20 protein-coding genes and 1 pseudogene are annotated in these 25,026 nt (G+C 71.5%); 18 read left to right on the top strand and 3 right to left on the bottom strand.

The features are described 5' to 3' along the window. Nucleotides 1-104: 104 nt before the first annotated feature. From ACFWIA_RS06480 to ACFWIA_RS06440, 9 genes are all read left to right on the top strand, one after another. Nucleotides 105-857 (top strand): YebC/PmpR family DNA-binding transcriptional regulator, encoded by a 753-nt coding sequence (locus ACFWIA_RS06480; protein ID WP_385493233.1) that lies wholly within the window; start codon nt 105-107, stop codon nt 855-857. A gap of 196 nt (nt 858-1,053) precedes the next feature. Then, nucleotides 1,054-1,599, top strand: coding sequence for a crossover junction endodeoxyribonuclease RuvC (ruvC, locus tag ACFWIA_RS06475; protein WP_387000992.1), 546 nt, complete (start codon nt 1,054-1,056; stop codon nt 1,597-1,599). Then, complete coding sequence (ruvA, locus tag ACFWIA_RS06470) at nt 1,596-2,204, top strand: Holliday junction branch migration protein RuvA (protein WP_387000990.1); 609 nt, start codon at nt 1,596-1,598, stop codon at nt 2,202-2,204. Before ruvC ends, ruvA begins: the two co-directional genes overlap by 4 nt. A 114-nt stretch (nt 2,205-2,318) precedes the next feature. Next, on the top strand, nt 2,319-3,404 hold the full coding sequence (gene ruvB, locus ACFWIA_RS06465; protein ID WP_387000988.1) for a Holliday junction branch migration DNA helicase RuvB: 1,086 nt from the start codon (nt 2,319-2,321) through the stop codon (nt 3,402-3,404). Between the two features lie 164 nt (nt 3,405-3,568). Beyond that, entirely contained in the window at nt 3,569-4,078 is a 510-nt protein-coding gene (gene yajC, locus ACFWIA_RS06460) for a preprotein translocase subunit YajC (RefSeq protein WP_387000986.1), read from the top strand. 139 nt (nt 4,079-4,217) lie between these two features. After that, on the top strand, nt 4,218-6,017 hold the full coding sequence (gene secD, locus ACFWIA_RS06455; protein WP_387000985.1) for a protein translocase subunit SecD: 1,800 nt from the start codon (nt 4,218-4,220) through the stop codon (nt 6,015-6,017). Nucleotide 6,018: 1 nt separating this feature from the next. Beyond that, nucleotides 6,019-7,116: a protein translocase subunit SecF gene (gene secF / locus ACFWIA_RS06450; RefSeq protein ID WP_387000982.1), complete on the top strand. Its 1,098-nt coding sequence runs from the start codon at nt 6,019-6,021 to the stop codon at nt 7,114-7,116. Next, nucleotides 7,113-7,652 (top strand): adenine phosphoribosyltransferase, encoded by a 540-nt coding sequence (locus ACFWIA_RS06445; RefSeq protein WP_387000980.1) that lies wholly within the window; start codon nt 7,113-7,115, stop codon nt 7,650-7,652. The genes secF and ACFWIA_RS06445 overlap by 4 nt, the downstream gene beginning before the upstream one ends. Nucleotides 7,653-8,029: 377 nt before the next feature. Next, nucleotides 8,030-10,582, top strand: coding sequence for a RelA/SpoT family protein (locus ACFWIA_RS06440; protein ID WP_387000978.1), 2,553 nt, complete (start codon nt 8,030-8,032; stop codon nt 10,580-10,582). Nucleotides 10,583-10,679: 97 nt separating this feature from the next. On the opposite strand, the gene ACFWIA_RS06435 is transcribed toward ACFWIA_RS06440, so the two are convergent. Both ACFWIA_RS06435 and ACFWIA_RS06430 read right to left on the bottom strand, forming a co-directional pair. After that, nucleotides 10,680-11,909, bottom strand: coding sequence for a DUF349 domain-containing protein (locus tag ACFWIA_RS06435; protein WP_387000976.1), 1,230 nt, complete (start codon nt 11,907-11,909; stop codon nt 10,680-10,682). Nucleotides 11,910-12,043: 134 nt separating this feature from the next. Beyond that, complete coding sequence (locus tag ACFWIA_RS06430) at nt 12,044-12,871, bottom strand: peptidylprolyl isomerase (protein ID WP_387000974.1); 828 nt, start codon at nt 12,869-12,871, stop codon at nt 12,044-12,046. Between the two features lie 211 nt (nt 12,872-13,082). Here ACFWIA_RS06430 and ACFWIA_RS06425 point away from each other — a divergent pair, with 211 nt between their 5' ends. From ACFWIA_RS06425 to rpsD, 5 genes are all read left to right on the top strand, one after another. After that, nucleotides 13,083-13,790, top strand: coding sequence for an MBL fold metallo-hydrolase (locus ACFWIA_RS06425; RefSeq protein ID WP_385494195.1), 708 nt, complete (start codon nt 13,083-13,085; stop codon nt 13,788-13,790). 13 nt (nt 13,791-13,803) lie between these two features. Continuing rightward, complete coding sequence (hisS, locus tag ACFWIA_RS06420) at nt 13,804-15,066, top strand: histidine--tRNA ligase (protein WP_387000972.1); 1,263 nt, start codon at nt 13,804-13,806, stop codon at nt 15,064-15,066. A gap of 219 nt (nt 15,067-15,285) precedes the next feature. Then, nucleotides 15,286-15,930 carry a vitamin K epoxide reductase family protein gene (locus ACFWIA_RS06415; RefSeq protein ID WP_387000971.1) on the top strand — a complete coding sequence of 215 codons (645 nt, stop codon included), beginning with the start codon at nt 15,286-15,288 and terminating at the stop codon, nt 15,928-15,930. 89 nt (nt 15,931-16,019) lie between these two features. Beyond that, entirely contained in the window at nt 16,020-17,399 is a 1,380-nt protein-coding gene (locus ACFWIA_RS06410; protein WP_387000969.1) for a replication-associated recombination protein A, read from the top strand. 348 nt (nt 17,400-17,747) lie between these two features. Next, nucleotides 17,748-18,362 (top strand): 30S ribosomal protein S4, encoded by a 615-nt coding sequence (gene rpsD / locus ACFWIA_RS06405; RefSeq protein ID WP_073792029.1) that lies wholly within the window; start codon nt 17,748-17,750, stop codon nt 18,360-18,362. Here rpsD and ACFWIA_RS06400 read toward each other — a convergent pair. Beyond that, a pseudogene (locus ACFWIA_RS06400) lies at nt 18,350-20,665 on the bottom strand (ATP-binding protein). The gene rpsD and the pseudogene ACFWIA_RS06400 sit on opposite strands and share 13 nt — an antisense overlap. A gap of 280 nt (nt 20,666-20,945) precedes the next feature. Here ACFWIA_RS06400 and ACFWIA_RS06395 point away from each other — a divergent pair. From ACFWIA_RS06395 to ruvX, 4 genes are read left to right on the top strand one after another with little or no spacing between them, the layout of a single operon-like run. Next, complete coding sequence (locus ACFWIA_RS06395) at nt 20,946-21,389, top strand: DUF948 domain-containing protein (RefSeq protein WP_387000967.1); 444 nt, start codon at nt 20,946-20,948, stop codon at nt 21,387-21,389. A 6-nt stretch (nt 21,390-21,395) separates the two neighbouring features. Beyond that, complete coding sequence (locus ACFWIA_RS06390; RefSeq protein ID WP_387000965.1) at nt 21,396-21,767, top strand: DUF6167 family protein; 372 nt, start codon at nt 21,396-21,398, stop codon at nt 21,765-21,767. Continuing rightward, nucleotides 21,767-24,439, top strand: coding sequence for an alanine--tRNA ligase (gene alaS, locus ACFWIA_RS06385; RefSeq protein WP_387000964.1), 2,673 nt, complete (start codon nt 21,767-21,769; stop codon nt 24,437-24,439). The genes ACFWIA_RS06390 and alaS overlap by 1 nt, the downstream gene beginning before the upstream one ends. After that, nucleotides 24,439-24,903 (top strand): Holliday junction resolvase RuvX, encoded by a 465-nt coding sequence (ruvX, locus tag ACFWIA_RS06380; protein ID WP_385756503.1) that lies wholly within the window; start codon nt 24,439-24,441, stop codon nt 24,901-24,903. The genes alaS and ruvX overlap by 1 nt, the downstream gene beginning before the upstream one ends. Nucleotides 24,904-25,026 lie beyond the last annotated feature (123 nt).

Here is a 25,026-nt window from a genome sequence, read left to right as displayed (position 1 = left end):
GGCCCGCGCCCGGGACGGGTCGGGCGTGCGGACGGGGGGCCGTGCGATCCTTGTAGGATCGCTGGCGTTCGTAAAGAGATGGGTTACGCGAAGGAGACAGGCAGATGTCCGGCCACTCTAAATGGGCCACGACGAAGCACAAGAAGGCCGTGATCGACGCCAAGCGCGGCAAGCTCTTCGCGAAGCTGATCAAGAACGTCGAGGTCGCGGCCCGCCTCGGTGGCGTCGACCTCGAAGGCAACCCGACGCTGTTCGACGCCGTGCAGAAGGCCAAGAAGCAGTCGGTTCCCAACAAGAACATCGACTCCGCGATCAAGCGCGGTGGCGGTCTCGAAGCCGGTGGCGCCGACTACGAGACGATCATGTACGAGGGCTACGGCCCCAACGGCGTCGCCGTCCTGATCGAGTGCCTCACCGACAACCGCAACCGGGCCGCGTCCGACGTGCGGGTCGCGATGACCCGCAACGGCGGCTCCATGGCCGACCCGGGCTCGGTGTCGTACCTCTTCCACCGCAAGGGCGTCGTGATCGTCCCCAAGGGCGAGCTGAGCGAGGACGACGTCCTCGGCGCCGTCCTGGACGCGGGCGCCGAAGAGGTCAACGACCTCGGCGAGTCCTTCGAGGTGCTGAGCGAGGCGTCCGACCTGGTCGCCGTCCGCACCGCCCTCCAGGAAGCCGGCATCGACTACGACTCGGCCGACACCAACTTCGTCCCGACGATGCAGGTCGAACTGGACGAGGAGGGCGCCAAGAAGATCTTCAAGCTGATCGACGCCCTGGAGGACAGCGACGACGTGCAGAACGTCTTCGCCAACTTCGACGTCCCGGACGACGTGATGGAGAAGGTCGACGCCTGACGCCGCAGCCCGCGAACCGTCCCCGGACGGGTTCGCGGACCGCACCGGGCACGCCGACGGGCCGACGGGACACACCCGTCGGCCCGTCGCCGCGTACGGGTCCGCGACCCGTACCGTCGACACGGGGCGCGCGGGCCCCGTTGTCAGCGGGTGCCGATAGCCTGCGGGAACAGGTGATCGACGGAAGGCGGTTGACGTGCGCGTACTGGGGGTGGACCCCGGGCTGACCCGCTGTGGGGTGGGAGTGGTGGAGGGCGTCGCCGGACGGCCGCTCACCATGGTCGGCGTCGGGGTGGTCCGCACCCCTGCCGATGCGCCCCTCGGCCACCGACTGGTCGCCATCGAGCAGGGCATCGAAAAGTGGCTCGACGAACACCGCCCGGAGTACGTGGCGGTGGAACGGGTCTTCAGCCAGCACAACGTGCGCACGGTCATGGGCACCGCCCAGGCCAGCGCCGTGGCCCTGCTCTGCGCCTCCCGCCGCGGACTGCCCGTCGCCCTGCACACCCCCAGCGAGGTCAAGGCCGCCGTCACCGGCAGCGGGCGCGCGGACAAGGCCCAGGTCGGTGCCATGGTCACCCGCCTGCTGAGGCTCGACGCCCCGCCGAAACCCGCCGACGCCGCCGACGCCCTCGCCCTCGCCATCTGTCACATCTGGCGCGCTCCCGCCGTGAACCGCCTCCAGCAGGCCCACGACGAGGCCCGCCGGGCCAGCACCCTCGCACGGAAGGTCAACCGATGATCGCCTTCGTCAGCGGCCCGATCGCCTCGCTCGCCCCGGACGGGGCCGTCGTCGAGGTCGGCGGCATCGGCATCGCCGTCCAGTGCGCGCCGAACACCCTCTCCGCGCTCCGCGTCGGCCAGCCCGCCAGGATCGCGACCTCGCTGGTCGTCCGCGAGGATTCGCTCACGCTGTACGGATTCGCCGACGAGGACGAACGCCAGACGTTCGAACTGCTCCAGACCGCGAGCGGCGTCGGCCCCCGGCTCGCCCAGGCGATGCTCGCCGTGCACAGCCCCGACGCCTTGCGCCGCGCCGTCGCCTCCGCCGACGAGAAGGCACTGGTCGCCGTTCCCGGCATCGGCAAGAAGGGCGCGCAGAAGCTCCTCATCGAACTCAAGGACCGACTCGGGGCCCCCGTCGGCAGCGCTCCGGCGTCCGCCGCCCCGGCCGCCCCCGGCTGGCGCGACCAGCTCCAGACCGCCCTGATCGGACTCGGCTACGCCCCCCGCGAGGCCGACGAGGCGATCACCGCCGTGACCCCGCAGGCCGAGGCGGCCGAGGGCGCCCCCCAGGTCGGCCACCTCCTCAGGGCGGCCCTCCAGAGCCTGAACAAGGCCCGCTGACGCCCCGCCGCCCTCGTCGTGAGGGCGCCGCCGACGTCAGCCCCCCGCACCGGCTTTCGCACGCCACCCGCCGGCCGGACCGACCGGCCCCCTCCACCACCCCGAGGCACGCTGATGAACTGGGACGACTCGACCGACGAGACCTCCGAGGCCGACCGGCTGGTGGGAGCGTCCGCCGACCGCGAGGACCAGGCGGTGGAGGCCGCCCTGCGGCCGAAGGACCTGGCCGAGTTCATCGGTCAGGAGAAGGTCCGCGAACAGCTCGACCTGGTCCTGCGGGCCGCCCGGGCGCGCGGTGCCACCGCCGACCACGTCCTGCTCTCCGGCCCCCCCGGCCTCGGCAAGACCACCCTGTCCATGATCATCGCGGCCGAGATGGGCGCTCCCATCCGGATCACCAGCGGCCCGGCCATCCAGCACGCGGGCGACCTCGCCGCCGTCCTCTCCTCCCTCCAGGAGGGCGAGGTCCTCTTCCTCGACGAGATCCACCGCATGTCGCGGCCCGCCGAGGAGATGCTCTACATGGCCATGGAGGACTTCCGCGTCGACGTGATCGTCGGCAAGGGACCCGGGGCCACCGCGATCCCCCTGGAACTGCCGCCCTTCACCCTGGTCGGCGCCACCACCCGCGCCGGACTGCTGCCCCCGCCGCTGCGCGACCGCTTCGGCTTCACCGCGCACATGGAGTTCTACGGCCCGCCCGAACTGGAGCGCGTCGTCCACCGGTCCGCCGGCCTCCTCGACGTCACGATCGACACCGGGGGCGCCGCCGAGATCGCCGGCCGGTCCCGGGGCACCCCCCGCATCGCCAACCGACTGCTGCGCCGGGTCCGCGACTACGCGCAGGTCAAGGTGGACGGAGCGATCACCCGTGAGGTCGCCGGCGCGGCCCTGCGGGTGTACGAGGTGGACGAACGCGGACTCGACCGGCTGGACCGGGCGGTGCTGGAGGCGCTGCTCAAGCTCTTCGGCGGCGGCCCGGTCGGCCTGTCCACGCTGGCCGTCGCGGTGGGGGAGGAGCGCGAGACCGTCGAGGAGGTCGCCGAGCCCTTCCTGGTCCGGGAGGGGCTGCTCGCGCGCACGCCCCGTGGTCGGGTGGCCACGCCGGCGGCCTGGGCGCACCTCGGGCTGACCGCCCCCGAGCGGGCCCCGGGCGGATTCGTCGGCGGAATCGGACAACAGGACCTGTTCGGGGCGTGACGGCGCGTGTCCTCGCGGGGTCGGGAACCCCGGTGCCATGCTGAGCGTTGTTCCATCAGCGCGGACTCGCTTAGACTCCGCCGATGGCCCCCTCATGGGGGCGTCACCACACCCCCAATGATCAGGCCGCGCCGCAAGCGGTCCCTTGAAGGAAGTTCCGACCCGTGAGTCTCGTGACCCTCCTCCCGTTCATCGTGCTCATCGGGGCCATGTTCCTGATGACGCGGTCTGCGAAGAAGAAGCAGCAGCAGGCCGTCCAGATGCGGGACCAGATGCAGCCCGGATCAGGCGTCCGCACGATCGGTGGCATGTACGCCACCGTCAAGGAGGTCAGCGAGGACACGGTGCTCCTCGAAGCCGCCCCCGGCGTCCACCTGATCTTCGCCAAGAACGCGATCGCCGTCGTCCTCGAAGACGACGAGTACAACCGTCTCGTGCACGGAACCGACGAGACGGACGAGACCGACGGGTCCGACGACCTCGACGGCGCAGTCGTCCCCGATGACGCTTCCTCCCTCACCGAAGCCGCCGAATCCGAGGACTCCCGCGCCTCCCGCATCGACCTCGGCAAGAAGGACGCCGACACCGAAGCCGCCGGTGACGCGGCGGACGGGGCCGAGAAGGCGGCCGATGCCGAGCCGAAGAAGACCGACGGCGAGTCCGACGCGAAGTAGTCACGCCCGGGAGCTCCGCCGAGACCGCTCACGTGCGGTGGCTCCCGGGTCGTGCTGGCTTCACGCCGCGTCTCCACACCAGTGACCGGCCGTCGGCGCCCGACCCGCGCGGGGCGGCTGGAGAGGGAGAAACGACAAGGTGGCAGCACCCAAGAAGGGCCGTAAGCCGAGTGCACAGGGAAAGCCCGGGCGCACGCTGGTCCTGATCCTGATCGCCATGGTGGCGCTCACCGGGGGAATGTTCCTTTCGGGGCACACTACCCCGCGACTCGGGATCGACCTCGCCGGCGGTACGAGCATCACGCTCAAGGCGAAGAACGAACCCGGCCAGAAGAACGCGGTCAACCAGACCAACATGGAAACCGCCGTCGGCATCATCGAACGGCGGGTGAACGGCCTCGGCGTGTCCGAGGCCGAGGTGCAGACCCAGGGCAACGACAACATCATCGTCAACATCCCCCGGGGCACCGACGAGGAATCGGCGCGTGAGCAGGTCGGCACGACCGCGAAGCTGTCCTTCCGACCCGTCCTGACCGGCATGCCGGTCACCGAGTCGGGCAAGGAGTCGCCCAGCCCGTCCCCGAGCGCCTCCGGCGACAAGGGCGGCGACAAGGGCAAGGGCGACGAGAGCGGCAAGCCCTCGGCCAGCTCCAGCAGCTCCGCCTCCGCCTCGCCGTCGAGCAGCGCCACCACCCAGGGCCGCGCGGTGACCGGGGCCCTCGCCGCGGACGCCACCCCCAGCGGTTCCGCCTCGGCCGAGCCGTCGGACTCCACCAGCCCGGCGCCGTCGTCCAGCTCCTCCGCCGACGCGGCCGCCGCCGCCCAGGCCACCGACCTCCAGAAGCGGCTCGAAGCGCTCGACTGCTCCACCGCCGAAGGCCGCTTGGACGCCAGCGACAAGGCCCGCGGCGCGAAGCCCGAGGACTCGATCGTCGCCTGCGACCCGGACAGCGGCTACAAGTACGTGCTGGGCCCCGTCGCCGTCGAGGGCAAGCGCATCTCGGACGCCAGCGCCGTCATCGACCCCCAGGGCGTCGAGGGCTGGATCGTGCAGATGGACTTCGACAAGAAGGGCGCGGACCAGTTCGGCAAGATCACCTCCCAGCTCGCCGCGAAGGCCGCCCCGCAGAACCAGTTCGCCATCGTCCTCGACGGTGAGATCACCTCCGCCCCCTCGGTGAACACCGCGATCACCGGTGGCAACGCCCAGATCTCCGGCAACTTCAAGCAGGAGGAAGCCGAGAACCTGGGCAACATGCTCTCGTACGGCGCCCTGCCGCTGACGTTCGAGGAGCAGAGCGTCACCACCGTCACCGCCGCGCTCGGCGGTGAGCAGCTGGAGGCCGGCCTGATCGCCGGTGCCATCGGCCTCGCACTCGTCGTGATCTACCTGGTGGTCTACTACCGCGGCCTGGCGCTGATCGCCATCGCCTCGCTGCTGCTCTCCGCGGCCCTCACCTACGTGCTCATGTCCCTGCTCGGCCCGGCCATCGGCTTCGCGCTGAACCTGCCGGCCGTCTGCGGTGCGATCGTCGCCATCGGCATCACCGCCGACTCGTTCATCGTGTTCTTCGAACGGGTCCGCGACGAAGTCCGGGAAGGCCGTTCGCTGCGGCCCGCCGTCGAGCGCGGCTGGCCCCGGGCCCGGCGCACCATCCTGGTCTCCGACTTCGTGTCGTTCCTCGCCGCCGCCGTGCTGTTCATCGTCACGGTCGGCAAGGTCCAGGGCTTCGCGTTCACGCTGGGCCTCACCACCCTGCTCGACGTGGTCGTGGTGTTCTTCTTCACCAAGCCGCTGCTGACCCTGGCCGCCCGCTCCAAGTTCTTCGCGGACGGTCACCCCTGGTCCGGCTTCGACCCGAAGCGCCTCGGGATCAAGGCCCCGCTGCGCCGCACCCGCCGCCCGTCCGCCCCTCTGACCGACCCGAAGGAGGCGTGACATGTCGCGACTCGGTGAACTGGGCGCCAAGTTGTACCGCGGCGAGGTCGGGTACGACTTCGTCGGCAAGCGCCGCTTCTGGTACGGCGTCTCCATCCTGATCACCATCACGGCGATCGTCGGCCTCGCGGTGCGCGGCCTGAACATGGGCATCGAGTTCCAGGGCGGTGCCGTCTTCACCACGCCCAAGGTGAGCGTGTCCGCCTCCCACGCGGAGAAGGTCGCCGAGGAGGCGGCCGGGCACGACGCGATCGTGCAGGAACTGGGCACCGGCGGCATGCGGATCCAGATCAGCAACGTCGACACCAGCAAGGCCGACCAGATCCGGCCGACGCTCGCCAAGGAACTGAACGTCGACCCGAAGGACATCAACGCCGAGCTGGTCGGCCCCAGTTGGGGTGAACAGATCGCCAACAAGGCGTGGACCGGCCTCGGCGTGTTCATGTTCCTCGTGGTGATCTACCTGGCGATCGCCTTCGAGTGGCGGATGGCGCTCGCCGCGCTGATCGCGTTGATCCACGACATCACCATCACCGTCGGCGTCTACGCCCTCGTCGGCTTCGAGGTCACGCCCGGTACCGTCATCGGTCTGCTGACGATCCTCGGCTACTCGCTGTACGACACCGTGGTCGTCTTCGACTCGCTCAAGGAACAGTCGAAGGACCTCACCAAACAGACCCGCTACACCTACAGCGAGGTCGCGAACCGGTCGATCAACAGCACCCTGGTGCGGTCGATCAACACCACGGTCGTCGCGCTGCTGCCGGTCGCCGGTCTGCTGTTCATCGGTGGCGGTGTCCTCGGCGCCGGCATGCTCAACGACATCTCGCTGTCGCTGTTCGTCGGTCTCGCGGCCGGTGCCTACTCGTCGATCTTCATCGCCACGCCGCTCGTCGCCGACTTCAAGGAGCGCGAGCCCCAGTTCAAGGCGCTCACCAAGCGGGTGCTCGCCAAGCGCGCCCAGGCCGCCCGCGACGAGGCGGCGGCCGGTGGCGACGGTGCGCAGCCGCAGGACTCCGTGCCCGACGGCGAGCAGCACGCCGTCGTCGGTCCCCGCAGCCAGCGGGGCCGCGGTCGCTCCTCGGGCAAGCGCCGATGACCGGGGTGAGCGAGCTGCTGCTGAGCCGCATCCGGGACGTGGCGGACTACCCGGAGCCGGGCGTGGTGTTCAAGGACATCACCCCCCTGCTCGCCGACCCGGAGGCGTTCACGGCGCTGACCGACACCCTGACCGAGCTGACGCTGCGGTACGGGGCCACCAAGGTCGTCGGTCTGGAGGCCCGCGGCTTCATCCTGGGCGCTCCGGTCGCCGTGCGGGCGGGGGTGGGCTTCATCCCCGTCCGCAAGGCCGGCAAGCTGCCCGGTGCCACCCTCAGCCAGTCGTACGACCTCGAGTACGGTTCCGCCGAGATCGAGGTGCACGCCGAGGACCTCACCCCCGACGACCGGGTGATGGTCATCGACGACGTCCTCGCCACGGGTGGTACGGCCGAGGCATCGCTCTCGCTGATCCGGCGCGCGGGCGCGTCGGTGGCGGGGGTGGCCGTCCTGATGGAGCTGGGGTTCCTGAACGGCCGCACCCGGCTGGAGGCCGCGCTGGACGGCGCGCCCCTCCAGTCCCTCATCACCGTCTGACCGGCCCGCCGCCGGCGCGGCACGGTTTCGGGGCGCCCCCGGGAACACCAGGTTCCCGGGGGCGCCCCACTTTCGGTGATCCCCGCTCTTCGGCGATCACCAGGAATTCTTGGCGCATATCTTGCGTTGACAGCCGCACAGGATGTCCCATGGGCCACAGCAGCGCCCCGGGCACCTCCCGAGGCCCTGACACATTCCTGCGCACAGGTGTCGCGCGTCGCCGTCCCGGGAACGCCGGGGGCGTCCGCGGTGCCCACGGTCACGACGGCCGCTCGCGCAGGGCGGCGTCCCGCACGACAGGAGGCCGCGGCCCGGGGTCGATACCATGGGCCTGCCGGGACCTGACCGGAGGACCCGGAAGCGCACGAGGAGCGCACTTGCCAGACGAGCCCCAGCCATTCGCCGCCACGCCCGACACGCAGGCAGAACGGGCGGCGGCGGCCCGCACCACCGCGACCGCCAAGCCCGCGCAGGACGCGCGGCAGGGCAAGCCCGCCGAGCGCGCGCGCAGCGGTCGGGCGGAGGAACCGTCACGCCCGAAACCGTCTCCGCGGCCCGCTCCCGCCTCCCCGGCGTCCGGTCCGGCCCGCCCCGCCCCCGGGCAGGCCTCGTCCCGCTCCGCCTCGTCCAACCGGGTCCGCGCCCGGCTCGCCCGGCTGGGCGTGCAGCGCTCCAACCCGTACAACCCGGTCCTGGAACCGCTGCTGCGGATAGTGCGGGGCAACGACCCCAAGATCGAGACGGCGACCCTGCGCCAGATCGAGAAGGCGTACCAGGTCGCCGAGCGCTGGCACCGCGGTCAGAAGCGCAAGAGCGGCGACCCGTACATCACGCACCCGCTCGCCGTGACCACGATCCTCGCCGAGCTGGGCATGGACCCGGCGACCCTCATGGCGGGCCTGCTGCACGACACCGTCGAGGACACCGAGTACGGGCTCGACACCCTGCGCCGGGACTTCGGGGACACCGTCGCCCTGCTGGTGGACGGCGTCACCAAGCTCGACAAGGTCAAGTTCGGCGAGGCCGCGCAGGCCGAGACCGTCCGCAAGATGGTCGTCGCGATGGCCAAGGACCCGCGGGTCCTGGTCATCAAGCTCGCGGACCGCCTCCACAACATGCGCACCATGCGCTACCTCAAGCGGGAGAAGCAGGAGAAGAAGGCCCGCGAGACGCTGGAGATCTACGCCCCGCTCGCCCACCGGCTGGGCATGAACACCATCAAGTGGGAGCTGGAGGACCTCGCCTTCGCGATCCTCTACCCCAAGATGTACGACGAGATCGTCCGGCTCGTCGCGGAGCGCGCCCCGAAGCGGGACGAGTACCTGGCCATAGTGACCGACGAGGTCCAGGCCGACCTGCGGGCCGCCCGCATCAAGGCGACCGTCACCGGTCGCCCCAAGCACTACTACAGCGTCTACCAGAAGATGATCGTCCGCGGCCGGGACTTCGCGGAGATCTACGACCTGGTGGGCATCCGCGTCCTGGTGGACACCGTCCGCGACTGCTACGCGGCCCTGGGCACCGTCCACGCGCGCTGGAACCCGGTTCCGGGGCGCTTCAAGGACTACATCGCGATGCCCAAGTTCAACATGTACCAGTCGCTGCACACCACGGTGATCGGGCCCAACGGCAAGCCCGTCGAACTCCAGATCCGCACCTTCGACATGCACCGCCGGGCCGAGTACGGCATCGCCGCGCACTGGAAGTACAAGCAGGAGGCCGTGGCGGGCGCCTCCAAGGTCCGCACCGACGCCCCCAAGAGCCCGGCCGGCAAGGCGGGCAAGGACAGCGCGGCCGTCAACGACATGGCGTGGCTGCGCCAGCTGCTTGACTGGCAGAAGGAGACCGAGGACCCGGGCGAGTTCCTGGAGTCCCTGCGCTTCGACCTGTCCCGCAACGAGGTCTTCGTCTTCACGCCCAAGGGCGACGTCATAGCGCTGCCCGCCGGCGCCACCCCCGTCGACTTCGCGTACGCCGTGCACACCGAGGTGGGCCACCGCACCATAGGGGCCCGGGTCAACGGCCGGCTCGTCCCGTTGGAGTCCACGCTCGACAACGGCGACCTGGTGGAAGTGTTCACCTCGAAGGCGACCAACGCCAGCCCCTCCCGGGACTGGCTCGGCTTCGTCAAGTCCCCCCGGGCCCGCAACAAGATCCGCGCCTGGTTCTCCAAGGAACGCCGGGACGAGGCCATCGAGCAGGGCAAGGACGCCATCGCCCGCGCGATGCGCAAGCAGAACCTGCCCATCCAACGCATCCTCACCGGGGACTCCCTGGTCACCCTCGCCCACGAGATGCGCTACCCGGACATCTCCTCGCTGTACGCGGCGATCGGCGAGGGCCACGTCGCCGCGGCGAACGTCGTCCAGAAGCTCGTGCAGGCGCTCGGCGGCGAGGAGGCCGCCAGCGAGGACATCGAGGAGAGCGTGCCCCCGGCCCGCGGTCGCGGCCGCAAGCGGCGTTCCAACGCCGACCCCGGGGTGGTCGTCAAGGGCGTCGACGACGTCTGGGTGAAGCTGGCGCGCTGCTGCACCCCCGTGCCGGGGGACCCGATCATCGGGTTCGTGACCCGCGGCAGCGGCGTCTCGGTGCACCGCGCGGACTGCGTCAACGTCGAGTCCCTGTCCAAGCAGCCCGAACGCATCCTTGACGTCGAGTGGGCGCCCACCCAGTCCTCGGTGTTCCTCGTCGCCATCCAGGTCGAGGCACTGGACCGCTCCCGGCTGCTCTCCGACGTCACCCGGGTCCTGTCGGACCAGCACGTCAACATCCTCTCGGCCGCCGTCCAGACCTCCCGGGACCGGGTGGCCACCTCCCGGTTCACCTTCGAGATGGGCGACCCCAAGCACCTCGGCCACGTCCTCAAGGCGGTCCGCGGAGTGGAGGGCGTCTACGACGTCTACCGCGTCACCTCGGCCCGCAGGCCCTGACCGGCTGACCGGGGCGCTCACGGAGCACGACGAAGGGGGCTGACCCGCACCGGAGTGTGCGGGTCAGCCCCCTTCGTCGTCGCTACGGGGCCCGGGGTCAGCCCCCGAACTCCTGGAGACCCTTGAGCGCCTGGTCGAGCAGCGCCTGCCGGCCCTCCAACTCACGCTCCAGCTTGTCCGCCTTGGCGTTGTTGCCCTGCGTCCGCGCCGCGTCGATCTGCGCCCGCAGCTTGTCCACGGCCGCCTGGAGCTGCCCGGTCAGGCCCTCGGCCCGGGCCCGTGCCTCCGGGTTGGTCCGGCGCCACTCCGACTCCTCCGAGTCCTGGAGGGCCCGCTCCACCGTGTGCATACGGCCCTCGACCCGCGCCCGGGCGTCCCGCGGCACGTGACCGATGGCCTCCCACCGCTCGTTGACGGAACGGAACGCGGCCCGGGCCGCCTTCAGATCCGTCACCGGGAGCAGCTTCTCGGCCTCCGCGACCAGCTCCTCCTTGAGCTTCAGGTTCTCCGTCTGCTCGGCGTCACGCTCCGCGAACACCGAACTGCGGGCCGCGAAGAACACGTCCTGCGCGCCCCGGAAGCGGTTCCACAGGTCGTCCTCGTGTTCCCGCTGGGCCCGGCCCGCGGCCTTCCAGTCCGCCATCAACTCGCGGTAGCGGGCCGCCGTCGGACCCCAGTCCGACGAAGCCGACAGCGCCTCCGCCTCGGAGACCAGCCGCTCCTTGGTCTTGCGGGCCTCCTCGCGCTGCGCGTCCAACGACGCGAAGTGCGCCTTGCGCCGCTTGGAGAACGCGGAGCGGGCGTGCGAGAAGCGGTGCCACAGCTCGTCGTCGGACTTGCGGTCGAGGCGGGGCAGCCCCTTCCAGGTGTCCACCAGCGCCCGCAACCGCTCACCGGCGGACCGCCACTGCTCGCTGCGGGCCAGCTCCTCCGCCTCGGAGACCAGGTCCTCCTTGGCCTGCCGCGCCTCGTCGGACTGCTTCGCCCGCTCGGCCTTGCGCTCCTCACGGCGCGCGTCGACCGTCTCCACGAGCTTGTCGAGCCGCTTCCGCAACGCGTCGAGATCGCCCACCGCGTGGTGCGCGTCCACCTGTTCACGGAGGTGGCCGACAGCGGTCTGGGCGTCCTTCGCCGACAGGTCGGTGGTCCTCACCCGGCGTTCGAGGAGGCCGATCTCCACGACCAGGCCCTCGTACTTGCGCTCGAAGTAGGCCAGCGCCTCCTCGGGAGAGCCGGCCTGCCAGGAACCGACGACCTGCTCGCCCTCGGCCGTCCGCACGTACACGGTCCCCGTCTCGTCGACGCGGCCCCACGGGTCGCTGCTCACAGCGCCTCCTCCACATGATGCCCGCGCGGGCCGAGGCGGCCCCCGGGCATCGTCCACAGTTTCGTCACGGTCAATCTAGGCGACCGGCGGGGCGGCTGTCCGCATCCCGCGCGACCGGATTTACGCAGTCCGGATCAGGACTTGGTGACCGTGGCCTTGTTGATGACCACGGTCGCGTTGGGCTTGGTCGTCCCCATCTGGTCCGGGGCCGCGGCACCCGCGCCCGCGATCTTCTTCAGCACCTTCATGCCCGACGCGGACAGCGTGCCGAACGGCGTGTAGTCCGGCGGCAGCTGGCTGTCCTGGTAGACCAGGAAGAACTGGCTGCCGCCCGAGTCGCGGCCCTTGTTGGTCTGCCCGTTGTACTGGTTCGCCATGGCCACGGTCCCCGCCGGGTACACGTTGCCCTTCAGCCGCTTGTCCTTCAGGTTCTCGTCCGGGATCGAGTAGCCCGGCCCGCCCTGCCCGGTGCCCTGCGGGTCACCGCACTGGAGCACGTAGATGCCGCTGGTGGTGAGCCGGTGGCACTTGGTGTGGTCCAGGTAGCCCTTGTTCAGCAGGAAGTCGAACGAGTTCACCGTGCGGGGCGCCGCCGCCGCGTCGAGCCCGATGTCGAGGACACCGCACGTGGTGTCCAGCTTCATCGTGTACTTCGCGGACTTGTCGACGGCGAGCTTGGGTTCCTTCTTGTACGTCGCCGTCTTCGGCTTGCCCGCGGCGGGCTTCTCGCACGGGTCCGGGGCCTTGCTCGGCGAGGCCGCGGCCCCGCTCTTCTTGTCGCCGCCGCCGTCGAACGCGCCCGCGGCGTACGACACCGCGCCGCCCGCCACGACCACGGCCAGTACCGCCGCGATCACCGCGTTACGCGTACGCCCCTTGCGCCGTGCGTCCTCGCGCCGCTGCTGCTGCCGCAAGAACTTCTCCCGGGCGAGCTGCCGCCGCCGCTGCTCCTGGCTGACCAACGGGATGTCTCCGTTCCTGTCGTGGTCAGTCGTGGCTACGCCTCGAAAACCCTGACCGCCTGCGTATGTGCCCCGTACCGTATCCGGGTTCGCTGTGTGTACGGCAGCGCCGGTAGGCTCTGGGGGAGCCGCGCCCTCCGGACGGCGGGCGTCACGGCATCCCATTCGTACGAGACGTACGAGAACATTCCGAGACACACGAAGGACGATCGTGCTCATTGCGGGGTTCCCCGCCGGGGCCTGGGGCACCAATTGTTATCTGGTCGCCCCCGCCGCCGGCGAGGAGTGCGTGATCATCGACCCGGGCCACCAGGCCGCCCAGGGAGTCGAGGACGCCATCGCCAAGCATCGACTCAAGCCCGTCGCGGTCATCCTCACCCACGGCCACATCGACCACGTGGCCTCGGTGGTCCCGGTGTGCGGCGCGCACGACGTGCCCGCCTGGATCCACCCCGAGGACCGGTACATGATGAGCGACCCGGAGAAGGCCCTCGGCCGGACCATCGGGGCGCCCCTGATGGGCGAGCTGACCGTGGGCGAGCCCGACGACCTCCGGGAGCTGACCGACGGCTCCACCCTGGAGCTCGCCGGACTCGACCTCACCGTGGCGCACGCGCCCGGGCATACCAGGGGGTCGGTGACCTTCAGGATGCCCGAGGGCGCGGACGTGCCGTCCGTGTTCTTCTCGGGCGACCTGCTCTTCGCCGGCTCCATCGGACGCACCGACCTGCCCGGCGGCAGCCACCCCGAGATCCTGCGGTCCCTGGCCCGGGTGTGCCTGCCGCTCGACGACTCGACCGTGGTGCTGTCCGGCCACGGCCCCCAGACCACCATCGGCCGGGAGCGCGCCACCAACCCCCATCTGCGGCAGGTGGCCGACGGCCAGGGAGCCCCTGCGGCCCCCCGACGAGGAATGTGACGAGACCAACCCCGTGAGCACCTTCACCGCCCCCAAGGGCACGTACGACCTGATCCCCCCGACCAGCGCGGCGTTCCTCGCCGTCCGTGACGCGCTCGCGGCGCCGCTCAGGGCCGCCGGGTACGGGTACGTCGAGACCCCCGGCTTCGAGGACGTCGAACTCTTCGCCCGCGGCGTCGGCGAGTCCACCGACATCGTCACCAAGGAGATGTACACCCTCACCACCAAGGGCGGCAGCGAACTGGCGCTGCGCCCTGAGGGCACCGCCTCCGTGCTGCGCGCCGCGCTGGAGGCCAACCTCCACAAGGCCGGCAACCTCCCGGTCAAGCTCTGGTACTCCGGCTCGTACTACCGCTACGAGCGCCCCCAGAAGGGCCGCTACCGCCACTTCTCGCAGGTCGGCGCCGAGGCCATCGGCACCGAGGACCCGGCACTCGACGCGGAACTGATCCTGCTGGCCGACCAGGCGTACCGGTCCCTCGGCCTCACCGGCTTCCGCATCCTGCTCAACTCGCTCGGCGACCGCGAGTGCCGCCCCGCCTACCGGGCGGCGCTCCAGGACTTCCTGCGCGGCCTCGACCTGGACGAGGAGACCCGCCGGCGCATCGAGATCAACCCGCTGCGCGTCCTCGACGACAAGCGCGCCGAGGTGCAGGCCCAACTCGCCGGCGCCCCGCTGCTGCGGGACCACCTGTGCGAGGCGTGCCGCGCCTACCACGCCGAGGTCCGCGAGCTGCTGACCGCGCAGGGCGTCGCCTTCGAGGACGACCCGCGGCTGGTGCGCGGCCTTGACTACTACACCCGGACCACCTTCGAGTTCGTCCACGACGGCCTCGGGGCGCAGTCCGCGGTGGGCGGCGGCGGCCGGTACGACGGCCTGTCCGAGATGATCGGCGGCCCCGCGCTGCCCTCCGTCGGCTGGGCGCTCGGCGTGGACCGGACCGTCCTCGCGCTGGAGGCCGAGGGGATCACCCTCGACGTCCCGCCCGTCACCAGCGTGTACGCGGTGCCGCTCGGCGAGGAGGCCCGCAAGGTCCTCTTCGCCGTGGTGGCCGACCTGCGCCGGGCGGGGATCGCGACCGACTTCGCCTACGGCGGTCGCGGCGTCAAGTCCGCCATGAAGTCCGCGCACCGCTCCGGCGCCTGGTTCGCGCTGGTCGCGGGGGGGAGGGACCTGGCGGACGGAGTGGTCCAGCTCAAGAACATGGAGTCGGGCGAGCAGGAGCCCGTCGCCCTGGACGCGGTCGTCGACAAGCTGCGCTCCCGGCTCGGCTGAGCGCACATCCGTACGAGGGGGTCGCGCGGCCGGGTGCCGTGCGGCCCCCTCGTCTTCCGTCCGGGGGGACCCGTCCGACGCCCGAGCGGCGCCCGTCACCTGCGACGGGGCCGCCACCGATGCGGACGGACCTTATCCGTACCGAACGGTGGGTCCCGGGTCACGTACGGCACAATGACCCTGCCCTTGGACCGCGACTCGACTGACGGAAACGGCGAGATGACCAAGACGACGACAGCAGAACCCCCGGTGTCCTCGGCCCCCTCCGCGCCGGACACTTCGAGAGCGGGTGCCGGCCGGGGGCTCGCCCTGCTGCTGGTGATCACCGGCGCGGCCGGACTCCTCGCCGCGTGGATCATCACCCTGGACAAGTTCAAGCTCCTGGAGAACCCGGACTACGTCCCCGGGTGCAGCGTCAACCCGGTCATCTCCTGCGGCAACATCATGAAGAGCGAGCAGGCGAGCGTCTTCGGGTTCCCCAACCCGATGCTCGGGCTCGTCACCTACGGCATCGTCATCGCCGTCGGCATGAGCCTGCTCGCCGGGGCCCGCTTCCCGCGCTGGTACTGGCTCACCATGAACGCCGGAATGCTCTTCGGCGTCGGCTTCTGCGCCTGGCTCACCCAGCAGTCCCTCTACGAGATCAACGCCCTGTGCCTGTGGTGCTGCCTCGCCTGGGCCGCCACGATCATCATGTTCTGGTACGTGACCTCCTCCAACATCCGCAACGGCTTCCTCCCGGCGCCCAGCTGGCTGAAGCGCTTCTTCGCCGAGTTCACCTGGGTCCTGCCCGTCGTGCACCTCGGCATCATCGCCATGCTGATCCTGACCCGCTGGAAGGACCAGCTCTGGGCGGCCAGCTGAGCCGCTGGGCCGCTGGGCCGCGGGTCCGTGCCGCCCCGGGCCACTGCCCGGCGGCACGGGCCGCGGCGCCGCTGACATAGGGTTCACCCGTGGAACCCGATCTCTTCACCGCGGCAGCCGAGGAACGTCAGGAGAAGGACCCGGCGAGCAGCCCGCTGGCCGTGCGCATGCGCCCGCGCACCCTGGACGAGGTCGTCGGCCAACAGCACCTCCTCAAGCCCGGAGCCCCCCTGCGTCGCCTGGTCGGCGAGGGCGGCGGCGGCCCGGCCGGCCCCTCCTCGGTGATCCTCTGGGGCCCGCCCGGCACCGGGAAGACGACCCTCGCGTACGTCGTCTCCAAGGCCACCAACAAGCGCTTCGTGGAACTCTCGGCGATCACCGCCGGCGTCAAGGAGGTCCGCGCGGTCATCGAGGGCGCCCGGCGCGCCACCGGCGGCTACGGCAAGGAGACCGTCCTCTTCCTGGACGAGATCCACCGCTTCAGCAAGGCGCAGCAGGACTCGCTGCTGCCGGCCGTGGAGAACCGCTGGGTCACCCTGATCGCCGCCACCACCGAGAACCCGTACTTCTCGGTGATCTCCCCGCTGCTCTCCCGCTCCCTGTTGCTCACCCTGGAACCCCTCACCGACGAGGACCTGCGCGGTCTGCTGCGGCGCGCACTCACCGACGAACGCGGGCTCGGCGGCGCCGTCGCCCTCGACGAGGACGCCGAGGGCCATCTGCTGCGGATCGCCGGCGGGGACGCCCGGCGCGCGCTCACCGCGCTCGAAGCGGGTGCCGGTTCCGCCCTCGCCAAGGGCGAGGGCACGGTGACGCTGACCACCTTGGAGGAGTCCGTCGACCGGGCGGCGGTGAAGTACGACCGCGCGGGCGACCAGCACTACGACGTGACCAGCGCCCTCATCAAGTCCATCCGGGGCTCCGACGTGGACGCCGCGCTGCACTACCTGGCCCGCATGATCGAGGCGGGCGAGGACCCCCGGTTCATCGCCCGCCGGCTGATGATCTCCGCCAGCGAGGACATCGGGCTCGCCGACCCGACCGCCCTGCCCCTCGCGGTGGCCGCCGCCCAGGCCGTCGCGCTCATCGGCTTCCCGGAGGCGGCGCTGACCCTCAGCCACGCCACGATCGCCCTGGCCCTCGCCCCCAAGTCCAATGCGGCGACCCTCGCGATCGGCGCCGCCATGGAGGACGTCCGCGCCGGTCTCGCCGGCCCGGTCCCCGCGCACCTGCGGGACGGCCACTACCAGGGCGCCGCCAAGCTCGGTCACGCCCAGGGCTACCTCTACCCCCACGACGTCCCCGGGGGCATCGCCGCCCAGCGGTACGCGCCCGAGGCCGTCGAGGGCAAGCGCTACTACCGCCCCACCCGGTACGGGGCGGAGGCCCGCTACGCGGACGTCGTGGACCGGGTACGCGCCCGGTTGCGGGGCGAGCAGCCGGGCGGCTCCGAGACCGCTCCGGAGTAGCCGACCACCGGCCCGGGTCATCCCGACCCCGGACACCCGCTAAACTGGCCCGAGTGCTGCGTCCCGTGTCCGACTCCGGTCGGTTCACCAGAGCGGGACGAGCAGCCGGGACCCGGTCCGTGAGGACGGGGTCCCAGGAGCGTCGCGCACCGTCGAACGGTGTCGCGGGCAGCCCACCACCCCCCTGCGGCGGTCGGTGGGCCACTCGCGTGCTGCACGTATGTGCCCAGACCAGGGGAGCGGCTGCCCGAGGGTCCACCAGGACCCGCCGGGTTTCCCCAGGCTGCGGATGCGACCTCCCCTAACCCTGGTGAAGCCGTATTCGCACAGAGTGAGAGAGGTTGGTTCGTGCCGAACCAGTCCCGTCCCAAGGTCAAGAAGTCGCGTGCCCTCGGCATCGCGCTGACCCCCAAGGCCGTCAAGTACTTCGAGGCCCGTCCCTACCCGCCGGGTGAGCACGGCCGCGGTCGCAAGCAGACCTCGGACTACAAGGTCCGTCTGCTGGAGAAGCAGCGTCTGCGCGCGCAGTACGACGTGTCCGAGCGCCAGCTCGTCCGCGCCTACGACCGCGCCAGCAAGGTCCAGGGCAAGACCGGCGAGGCCCTGATCATCGAGCTGGAGCGCCGCCTCGACGCGCTGGTCCTGCGTTCGGGCATCGCCCGCACGATCTACCAGGCCCGTCAGATGGTCGTCCACGGCCACATCGAGGTCAACGGCAAGAAGGTCGACAAGCCCTCCTTCCGCGTCCGCCCCGACGACGTCGTGATGGTGCGCGAGCGCTCCCGCGAGAAGACGCTGTTCCAGGTCTCCCGCGAGGGTGGCTACGCGGCCGACGGCGAGACCCCGCGCTACCTCCAGGTCAACCTGAAGGCCCTGGCCTTCCGCCTCGACCGGGACCCGCAGCGCAAGGAGATCCCCGTGATCTGCGACGAGCAGCTCGTCGTCGAGTACTACGCCCGCTGACCCGGACGTAGCACTTCCCGCGCCCAGCGCATCAGCCCGTCGTCCCTCCCGCTCCACGGAGCAGGGGAGGCGGCGGGCCGTGCTGTTCCCGCCCCCGCTGTTTCGGGGCCGGGCCCCTCCCGGGGTTCCTACGGCGCCACGGGCACCGGTTCCGCGCTCCGCCCCAGGGCCCGTCGCACGGCGGCGTCCAGTCCGAGCCGCGCGCCCTCCCGCACCGCCGCCTCGTACCCCGCTGAGCCCAGCCGCGCGCGGCAGCGCCGCTCACCCGGCACCCGCGGGTCGCGGGACGAGGCCGAACCGAACAACGGCGGCCCCACCGAGGGCCACAGGGCTCCCGCCGCCCCCCGGAGCACCGCCGCCTCCGCCGGATCGCCCTGGTCCAGGGTGACCAGCGCCAACAGTTCGATCGCGAGCAGCGCGCCCACCAGGTCCTGGAAGCCGTGCTCGATGACCAAGCACTCCTCCAACAGCCGCCGGGCCCGCGCCGGATCGCCCTCCGACCAGGCCACGTAGGCGAGGACGAGCAGCGCGTACGCCAGGGCCCAGCGCTCGCCGTGGTCCTCGCAGACCTCGCGCACCTCCTCGCACAGCCGTACCGCCTCGGCCGTGCGGACCGCCCCGCCCCGATCGTCCGGCGACCCCTCGCCCGGGAAGCCGCACTGGACCAGCACCGCCGTCGCCAGCTCCACCCGGGCCAGCAGGACCAGGCTGTTCAGCTCGCCGATGTCCTGGTAGCGCTCCAGGGCCGAGCGCAGCAGCCGCTCGGCGCGCGCCGCGTCGTCGCCGACCAGGGCCAGGAAGCCGGTGCGGTGCTCGGCGTAGGCGACCGCCACGGCGTCGTCCGTGCGCTCCGCCTCGTCCCGGCACTCGTGGAGCGCGGTGAGCGCCGCGACCGTGTCGCCCTGGAGCAGTGCCACGTGGCCGAACGCGCACAGCGCCTTGAGCCGGGCGCCCGGGACCCCGTCGGACTCCGCCTCGGGGCCCGGGTCGAGTTCGATGCTCCGCTGGAGCCAGTACCGGCCCTCCGCCAGCCGTCCGCACCCCACCCAGCAGAACCAGAGGGTGCTCGCCAGGTGCTGCCCCGGGTGGGTGTCACCGGGCTCGGTCAGCGCGTGTTCCAACGCGGCCCGCAGGTTCGGCAGCTCCACCTCGATCCGTGCGGCGGCCTCCGCCTGGCGCGACGAGAACCACTCCAGCTCGCACCAGGTAGCCAGCCCCGCGTACCAGTCGCGGTGCCGGTGCCGCAGCCGCGCCGTGTCCCCGGAGCCCGCCAGCCAGTCGGCGCCGTACGCCCGGACGGTCTCCAACATGCGGTACCGCACGCCCTCGGGGCCGTCCTCGCGGCTGATCACGGACTGTGCCAGCAACTCGCCGAGCACGTCGAGCACCTCGTCGACGGACAGCCCCTCCGCACCGCACACGTACTCGGCGGCCTCCAGGTCGAAGGACCCGGCGAACACCGACAGCCGCGCCCACAACAGCCGCTCCTGCGCGGTGCACAGTTCGTGGCTCCAGCCGATGGCGGTGCGCAGCGTCCGGTGCCGGGGCGGTGCGTCCCGGCCGCCGCCGGTCAGCAGCCGGAACCGGTCGTCGAGCCGGTGCAGCAGCTGTTCCGGCGACAGCACGGTGAGCCGACCGGCCGCCAGTTCCACCGCGAGCGGGATGCCGTCCAGGCGCCGACAGATCTCCCGTACGTCCGCCGTGTTGTCCTCGTCCAGTGCGAAGCCCGGCACGGCGGCCTCCGCGCGGTCGGCGAACAGCGCCACGGCGTCCCGTTCGTCCAGCGGGGCGAGCGGGACCACGCGTTCGCCCCGCACCCCCAGCGGACGCCGCCCGGCCGCGAGGATCCGCAGTCCCGGCGCGGCCCGCAGCAGGTCGCCCACGAGGGCGGCGCACGGGGCGACCAGGTGCTCGAAGCCGTCCAGCACGAGGAGTGCGCGCTGCCCGGCGAAGTGTTCCCGCAGCACCTCCAGGGCGGGGCGGCCGGCGTGGTCGGTGAGCCCGAGGGACGCGGCGGCTGCCCGGTCGACGCGCTCCACGGCGTGCACGGCGGTGAGGTCCACCAGGCGCGCCCCGTCCGGGAGGGCGCACGCCGCCGCGGCCCGGGCCACCAGCCGTGACTTGCCGACCCCGCCGGGGCCGACGACGGTCACCAACCGGTCGTGGGCCGTCGCCTCGCCGAGACGGGTCAACTCGGGGGCACGGCCCACGAAGGCGGTCAGCTCCAGGGGGAGGTCGCGGGGCACCTCGGCGACGTCCGAAGAATCGTTCGTTCGCGGCCCGGGCCGCGATGTGGGTCGCATGGGCAACGGAGCGTACTCACGCATAAGCGGTACGTACAATCAGTCCGCCCGGCTCCCGTGCGCCGCGGGGCCCGGCGCGGCCCCGGTCCGTGGCGCGGCGGGGGCGAAATGGGGTGCGGAGCCCCGCTTCCGGCGCGATAGGCTCGTACGACACCTGTCGGCACCGACCGACGGTTGTCGACCATGTCGACCATGACGATCGCCGACCATGACGAGCGTCGACCATGTCGAGCAAGTGAGCCCCGGTCCGTCCGGGCGATACCTCAGGGAGCGGTGCACAGTGTCCGGTGGAGAGGTTGCCGGGATCCTGGTGGCCGTCTTCTGGGCGATCCTGGTCTCCTTCCTCGCCGTCGCGCTGGCGAGGCTGGCCCAGACGCTCAAGGCGACCACCAAACTCGTCGCGGACGTGACCGACCAGGCCGTACCGCTCCTCGCGGGTGCCACCGATGCGGTGCGATCCGCGCAGACCCAGCTCGACCGGGTCGACTCCATCGCCTCCGACGTGCAGGAAGTCACCCAGAACGCCTCCGCGCTGTCCTCCACCGTCGCCTCCACCTTCGGCGGCCCCCTGGTGAAGGTCGCCGCGTTCGGGTACGGAGTCCGCCGCGCCGTCGGCCGCAAGAGCGCCCCCGCCGACCCCCCGCCCACCGAGCGGACCCGCCGTACCGTGATCGTCGGCCGGACCGTCCCCACCGCCCGCCGCGGCAGGCGGAAGAAGGACTGACAAGCGATGTTCCGTCGTACGTTCTGGTTCACCGCGGGCGCCGCCGCCGGGGTCTGGGCCACCACCAAGGTCAACCGCAAGCTCAAGCAGCTGACGCCCGAGAGCCTCGCCGCCCAGGCCGCCAACAAGGCCGTCGACGCGGGCCACCGGGTCCGGGAGTTTGCCCTCGACATCCGCGCCGGAATGCTCCAGCGCGAAGCCGAACTCGGCGACGCGCTCGGTCTGCACGACCCGGTCGACCACCACGAGCTGCCCGCGCCGCGCCGCGCCGCCCTCGACAGCTACCCCCCAGTCGGTCCGAACGCACCGGAACACCTCGGTCACCGCACACGTTCGGACCTGTATTCGCACAAGGACAACCGGAATGAGGACCACTGATGGAGTCGGCTGAAATCCGCCGTCGCTGGCTGCGCTTCTTCGAGCAGCGCGGGCACACCGTCGTGCCGTCGGCGTCGCTGATCGCGGACGACCCCACGCTGCTCCTGGTCCCGGCGGGCATGGTCCCCTTCAAGCCGTACTTCCTCGGCGAGGTCAAGCCCCCCTACGCCCGTGCCACCAGCGTCCAGAAGTGCGTCCGCACCCCGGACATCGAAGAGGTCGGCAAGACCACCCGGCACGGCACGTTCTTCCAGATGTGCGGCAACTTCTCCTTCGGGGACTACTTCAAGGAAGGCGCCATCAAGTACGCCTGGGAGCTGCTGACCAGCTCCCTCGCGGACGGCGGCTACGCCCTCGACCCCGAGCGGCTGTGGATCACGGTCTACGAGGAGGACGACGAGGCCGAGCGCATCTGGCGCGACGTCGTCGGCGTCCCCGCCGAGCGCATCCAGCGCCTGGGCAAGGGACCCAACTTCTGGTCCATGGGCGTTCCCGGCCCCTGCGGCCCCTGCTCCGAGATCAACTACGACCGCGGCCCCGAGTTCGGCGTCGAGGGCGGCCCCGCCGTCAACGACGAGCGGTACGTCGAGATCTGGAACCTCGTGTTCATGCAGTACGAGCGCGGCGAGGGCACCGGCAAGGAGGACTTCGAGATCCTCGGCGAACTGCCGAACAAGAACATCGACACCGGCCTCGGTCTCGAACGGCTCGCCATGATCCTCCAGGGCGTGCACAACATGTACGAGATCGACACCTCCCGGGTCGTGATCGACAAGGCCACCGAGCTGACCGGCGTCGCCTACGGCAAGACCCACGAGAGCGACGTGGCGCTGCGCGTGGTCTCCGACCACATGCGCACCTCCGTGATGCTCATCGGCGACGGCGTCACCCCCGGCAACGAGGGCCGCGGCTACGTGCTGCGCCGCATCATGCGCCGGGCCGTCCGCAACATGCGGCTGCTGGGCGCCACCGGTCCCGTCGTCGGCGAGCTGGTGGACACCGTCATCCGCTCCATGGCCGAGCAGTACCCGGAGCTGGAGGACGAGCGCAGCCGCATCGAGGTCGTGGCCCTCGCCGAGGAGGCCGCCTTCCTCAAGACCCTGAAGGCCGGCACCAACATCCTCGACTCCGCCGTCACGGAGACCAAGGCCGGCGGGGGCACGGTGCTCTCCGGCGACAAGGCGTTCCTGCTGCACGACACCTGGGGCTTCCCCATCGACCTCACCCTGGAGATGGCGGCCGAGCAGGGCCTCGCCGTCGACCAGGACGGCTTCCGCCGGCTGATGAAGGAGCAGCGGGAGCGCGCCAAGGCCGACGCCCGCGGCAAGAAGACCGGCCACGCCGACCTCGGCGCCTACCGGGAGATCGCCGACAGCGCCGGCGAGACGGACTTCATCGGCTACTCCGACACCGAGGGCGAATCGCGGGTCGTCGGCATCCTGGTGGACGGCGTCGCCTCGCCGGCCGCCACCGAGGGCGACCAGGTGGAGATCGTCCTCGACCGCACCCCGTTCTACGCCGAGGGCGGCGGCCAGATCGGCGACACCGGTCGCATCCGGCTGGAGTCGGGCGCCGTGGTCGAGGTCCGCGACTGCCAGAAGCCGGTCCCCGGCGTCTACGTCCACAAGGGCGTCGTCCAGGTCGGCGAGGTCACGCTCGGCGCCGCTGCCCACGCCACCATCGACGTGCGCCGCCGCACCGCCATCGCCCGCGCCCACTCGGCCACCCACCTCACCCACCAGGCACTGCGGGACGCCCTCGGCCCGACGGCCGCCCAGGCCGGTTCCGAGAACCAGCCCGGCCGCTTCCGGTTCGACTTCGGGTCGCCGGCCGCGGTGCCCGGCACCGTCCTCACGGACGTCGAGCAGCGGATCAACGAGGTGCTCTCCCACGAGCTCGACGTGCACGCCGAGGTCATGAGCATCGACGAGGCCAAGAAGCAGGGCGCCATCGCCGAGTTCGGCGAGAAGTACGGCGAGCGGGTCCGGGTCGTCACCATCGGCGACTTCTCCAAGGAGCTGTGCGGCGGCACCCACGTCCACAACACCGCCCAGCTCGGGCTGGTGAAGCTGCTCGGCGAGTCGTCGATCGGCTCCGGGGTCCGCCGCATCGAAGCCCTCGTCGGCGTCGACGCGTACAACTTCCTGGCCCGTGAGCACACCGTCGTCGCCCAGCTCCAGGAGCTGGTCAAGGGTCGCGCCGAGGAACTGCCCGAGAAGATCTCCGGCATGCTCACCAAGCTGCGGGACGCGGAGAAGGAGATCGAGCGGTTCCGCGCGGAGAAGGTCCTCCAGGCCGCCGCCGGTCTCGCCGAGTCCGCCAAGGACGTCCACGGGGTCGCCCTCGTCACCGGTCAGGTCCCGGACGGCACCACCGCCGACGACCTGCGCAAGCTGGTGCTCGACGTCCGGGGCCGGGTGCAGGGCGGGCGGGCCGTCGTCGTGGCCCTGTTCACCACCTCGGGCGGCAAGCCGCTCACCGTCATCGCCACCAACGAGGCGGCCCGCGAGCGCGGTCTGAAGGCCGGTGACCTGGTCCGCACCGCCGCCAAGACCCTCGGCGGAGGTGGCGGCGGCAAGCCCGACGTCGCCCAGGGCGGCGGCCAGAACGCCGCTGCGATCGGGGACGCCGTCGGCGCCGTCGAACGGCTCGTCGCGGAAACCGCCGCCTGATGCGCCGGGGCCGCAGACTGGCGATCGACGTGGGTGACGCCCGGATCGGTGTCGCCTCCTGCGACCCCGACGGCATCCTCGCGACGCCGGTGGAGACCGTGCCGGGACGGGACGTCCCGGCCGCCCACCGGCGGCTGCGCCAGCTCGTCGACGAGTACGAACCGATCGAGGTCGTCGTCGGACTCCCGCGCTCGTTGCGGGGCGGCGAAGGTCCGGCGGCGGCGAAGGTCCGCACCTTCGCCGGACGGCTCGCCACCACGATCGCGCCCGTCCCGGTGCGTCTGGTGGACGAGAGGATGACCACAATTACGGCCAGCCAGGGACTGCGCGCCTCGGGCGTCACGTCCCGAAAGGGTCGGTCTGTCATCGACCAGGTTGCCGCTGTGGTGATCCTCCAAAACGCTCTGGAGTCCGAACGGGCGTCAGGCGAGGCACCCGGCGAGGGCGTCGAAGTGGTCATCTGATCGCGATACGGTAACGTTCCGCGCGATGCGGTGGTGTTCGAACAGCCCCCGCACAGCAAAGAGGTGGGTGCGACGGCGCGCCGCGAGTGCTCACGTGCCCCGCCTCGCGGCTCGATGGGGACA

The organism is Streptomyces sp. NPDC127068 (genome assembly GCF_042724695.1).
Taxonomy (GTDB): Bacteria; Actinomycetota; Actinomycetes; order Streptomycetales; family Streptomycetaceae; genus Streptomyces.
This window is presented reverse-complemented; position numbering and strand designations above follow the sequence as displayed.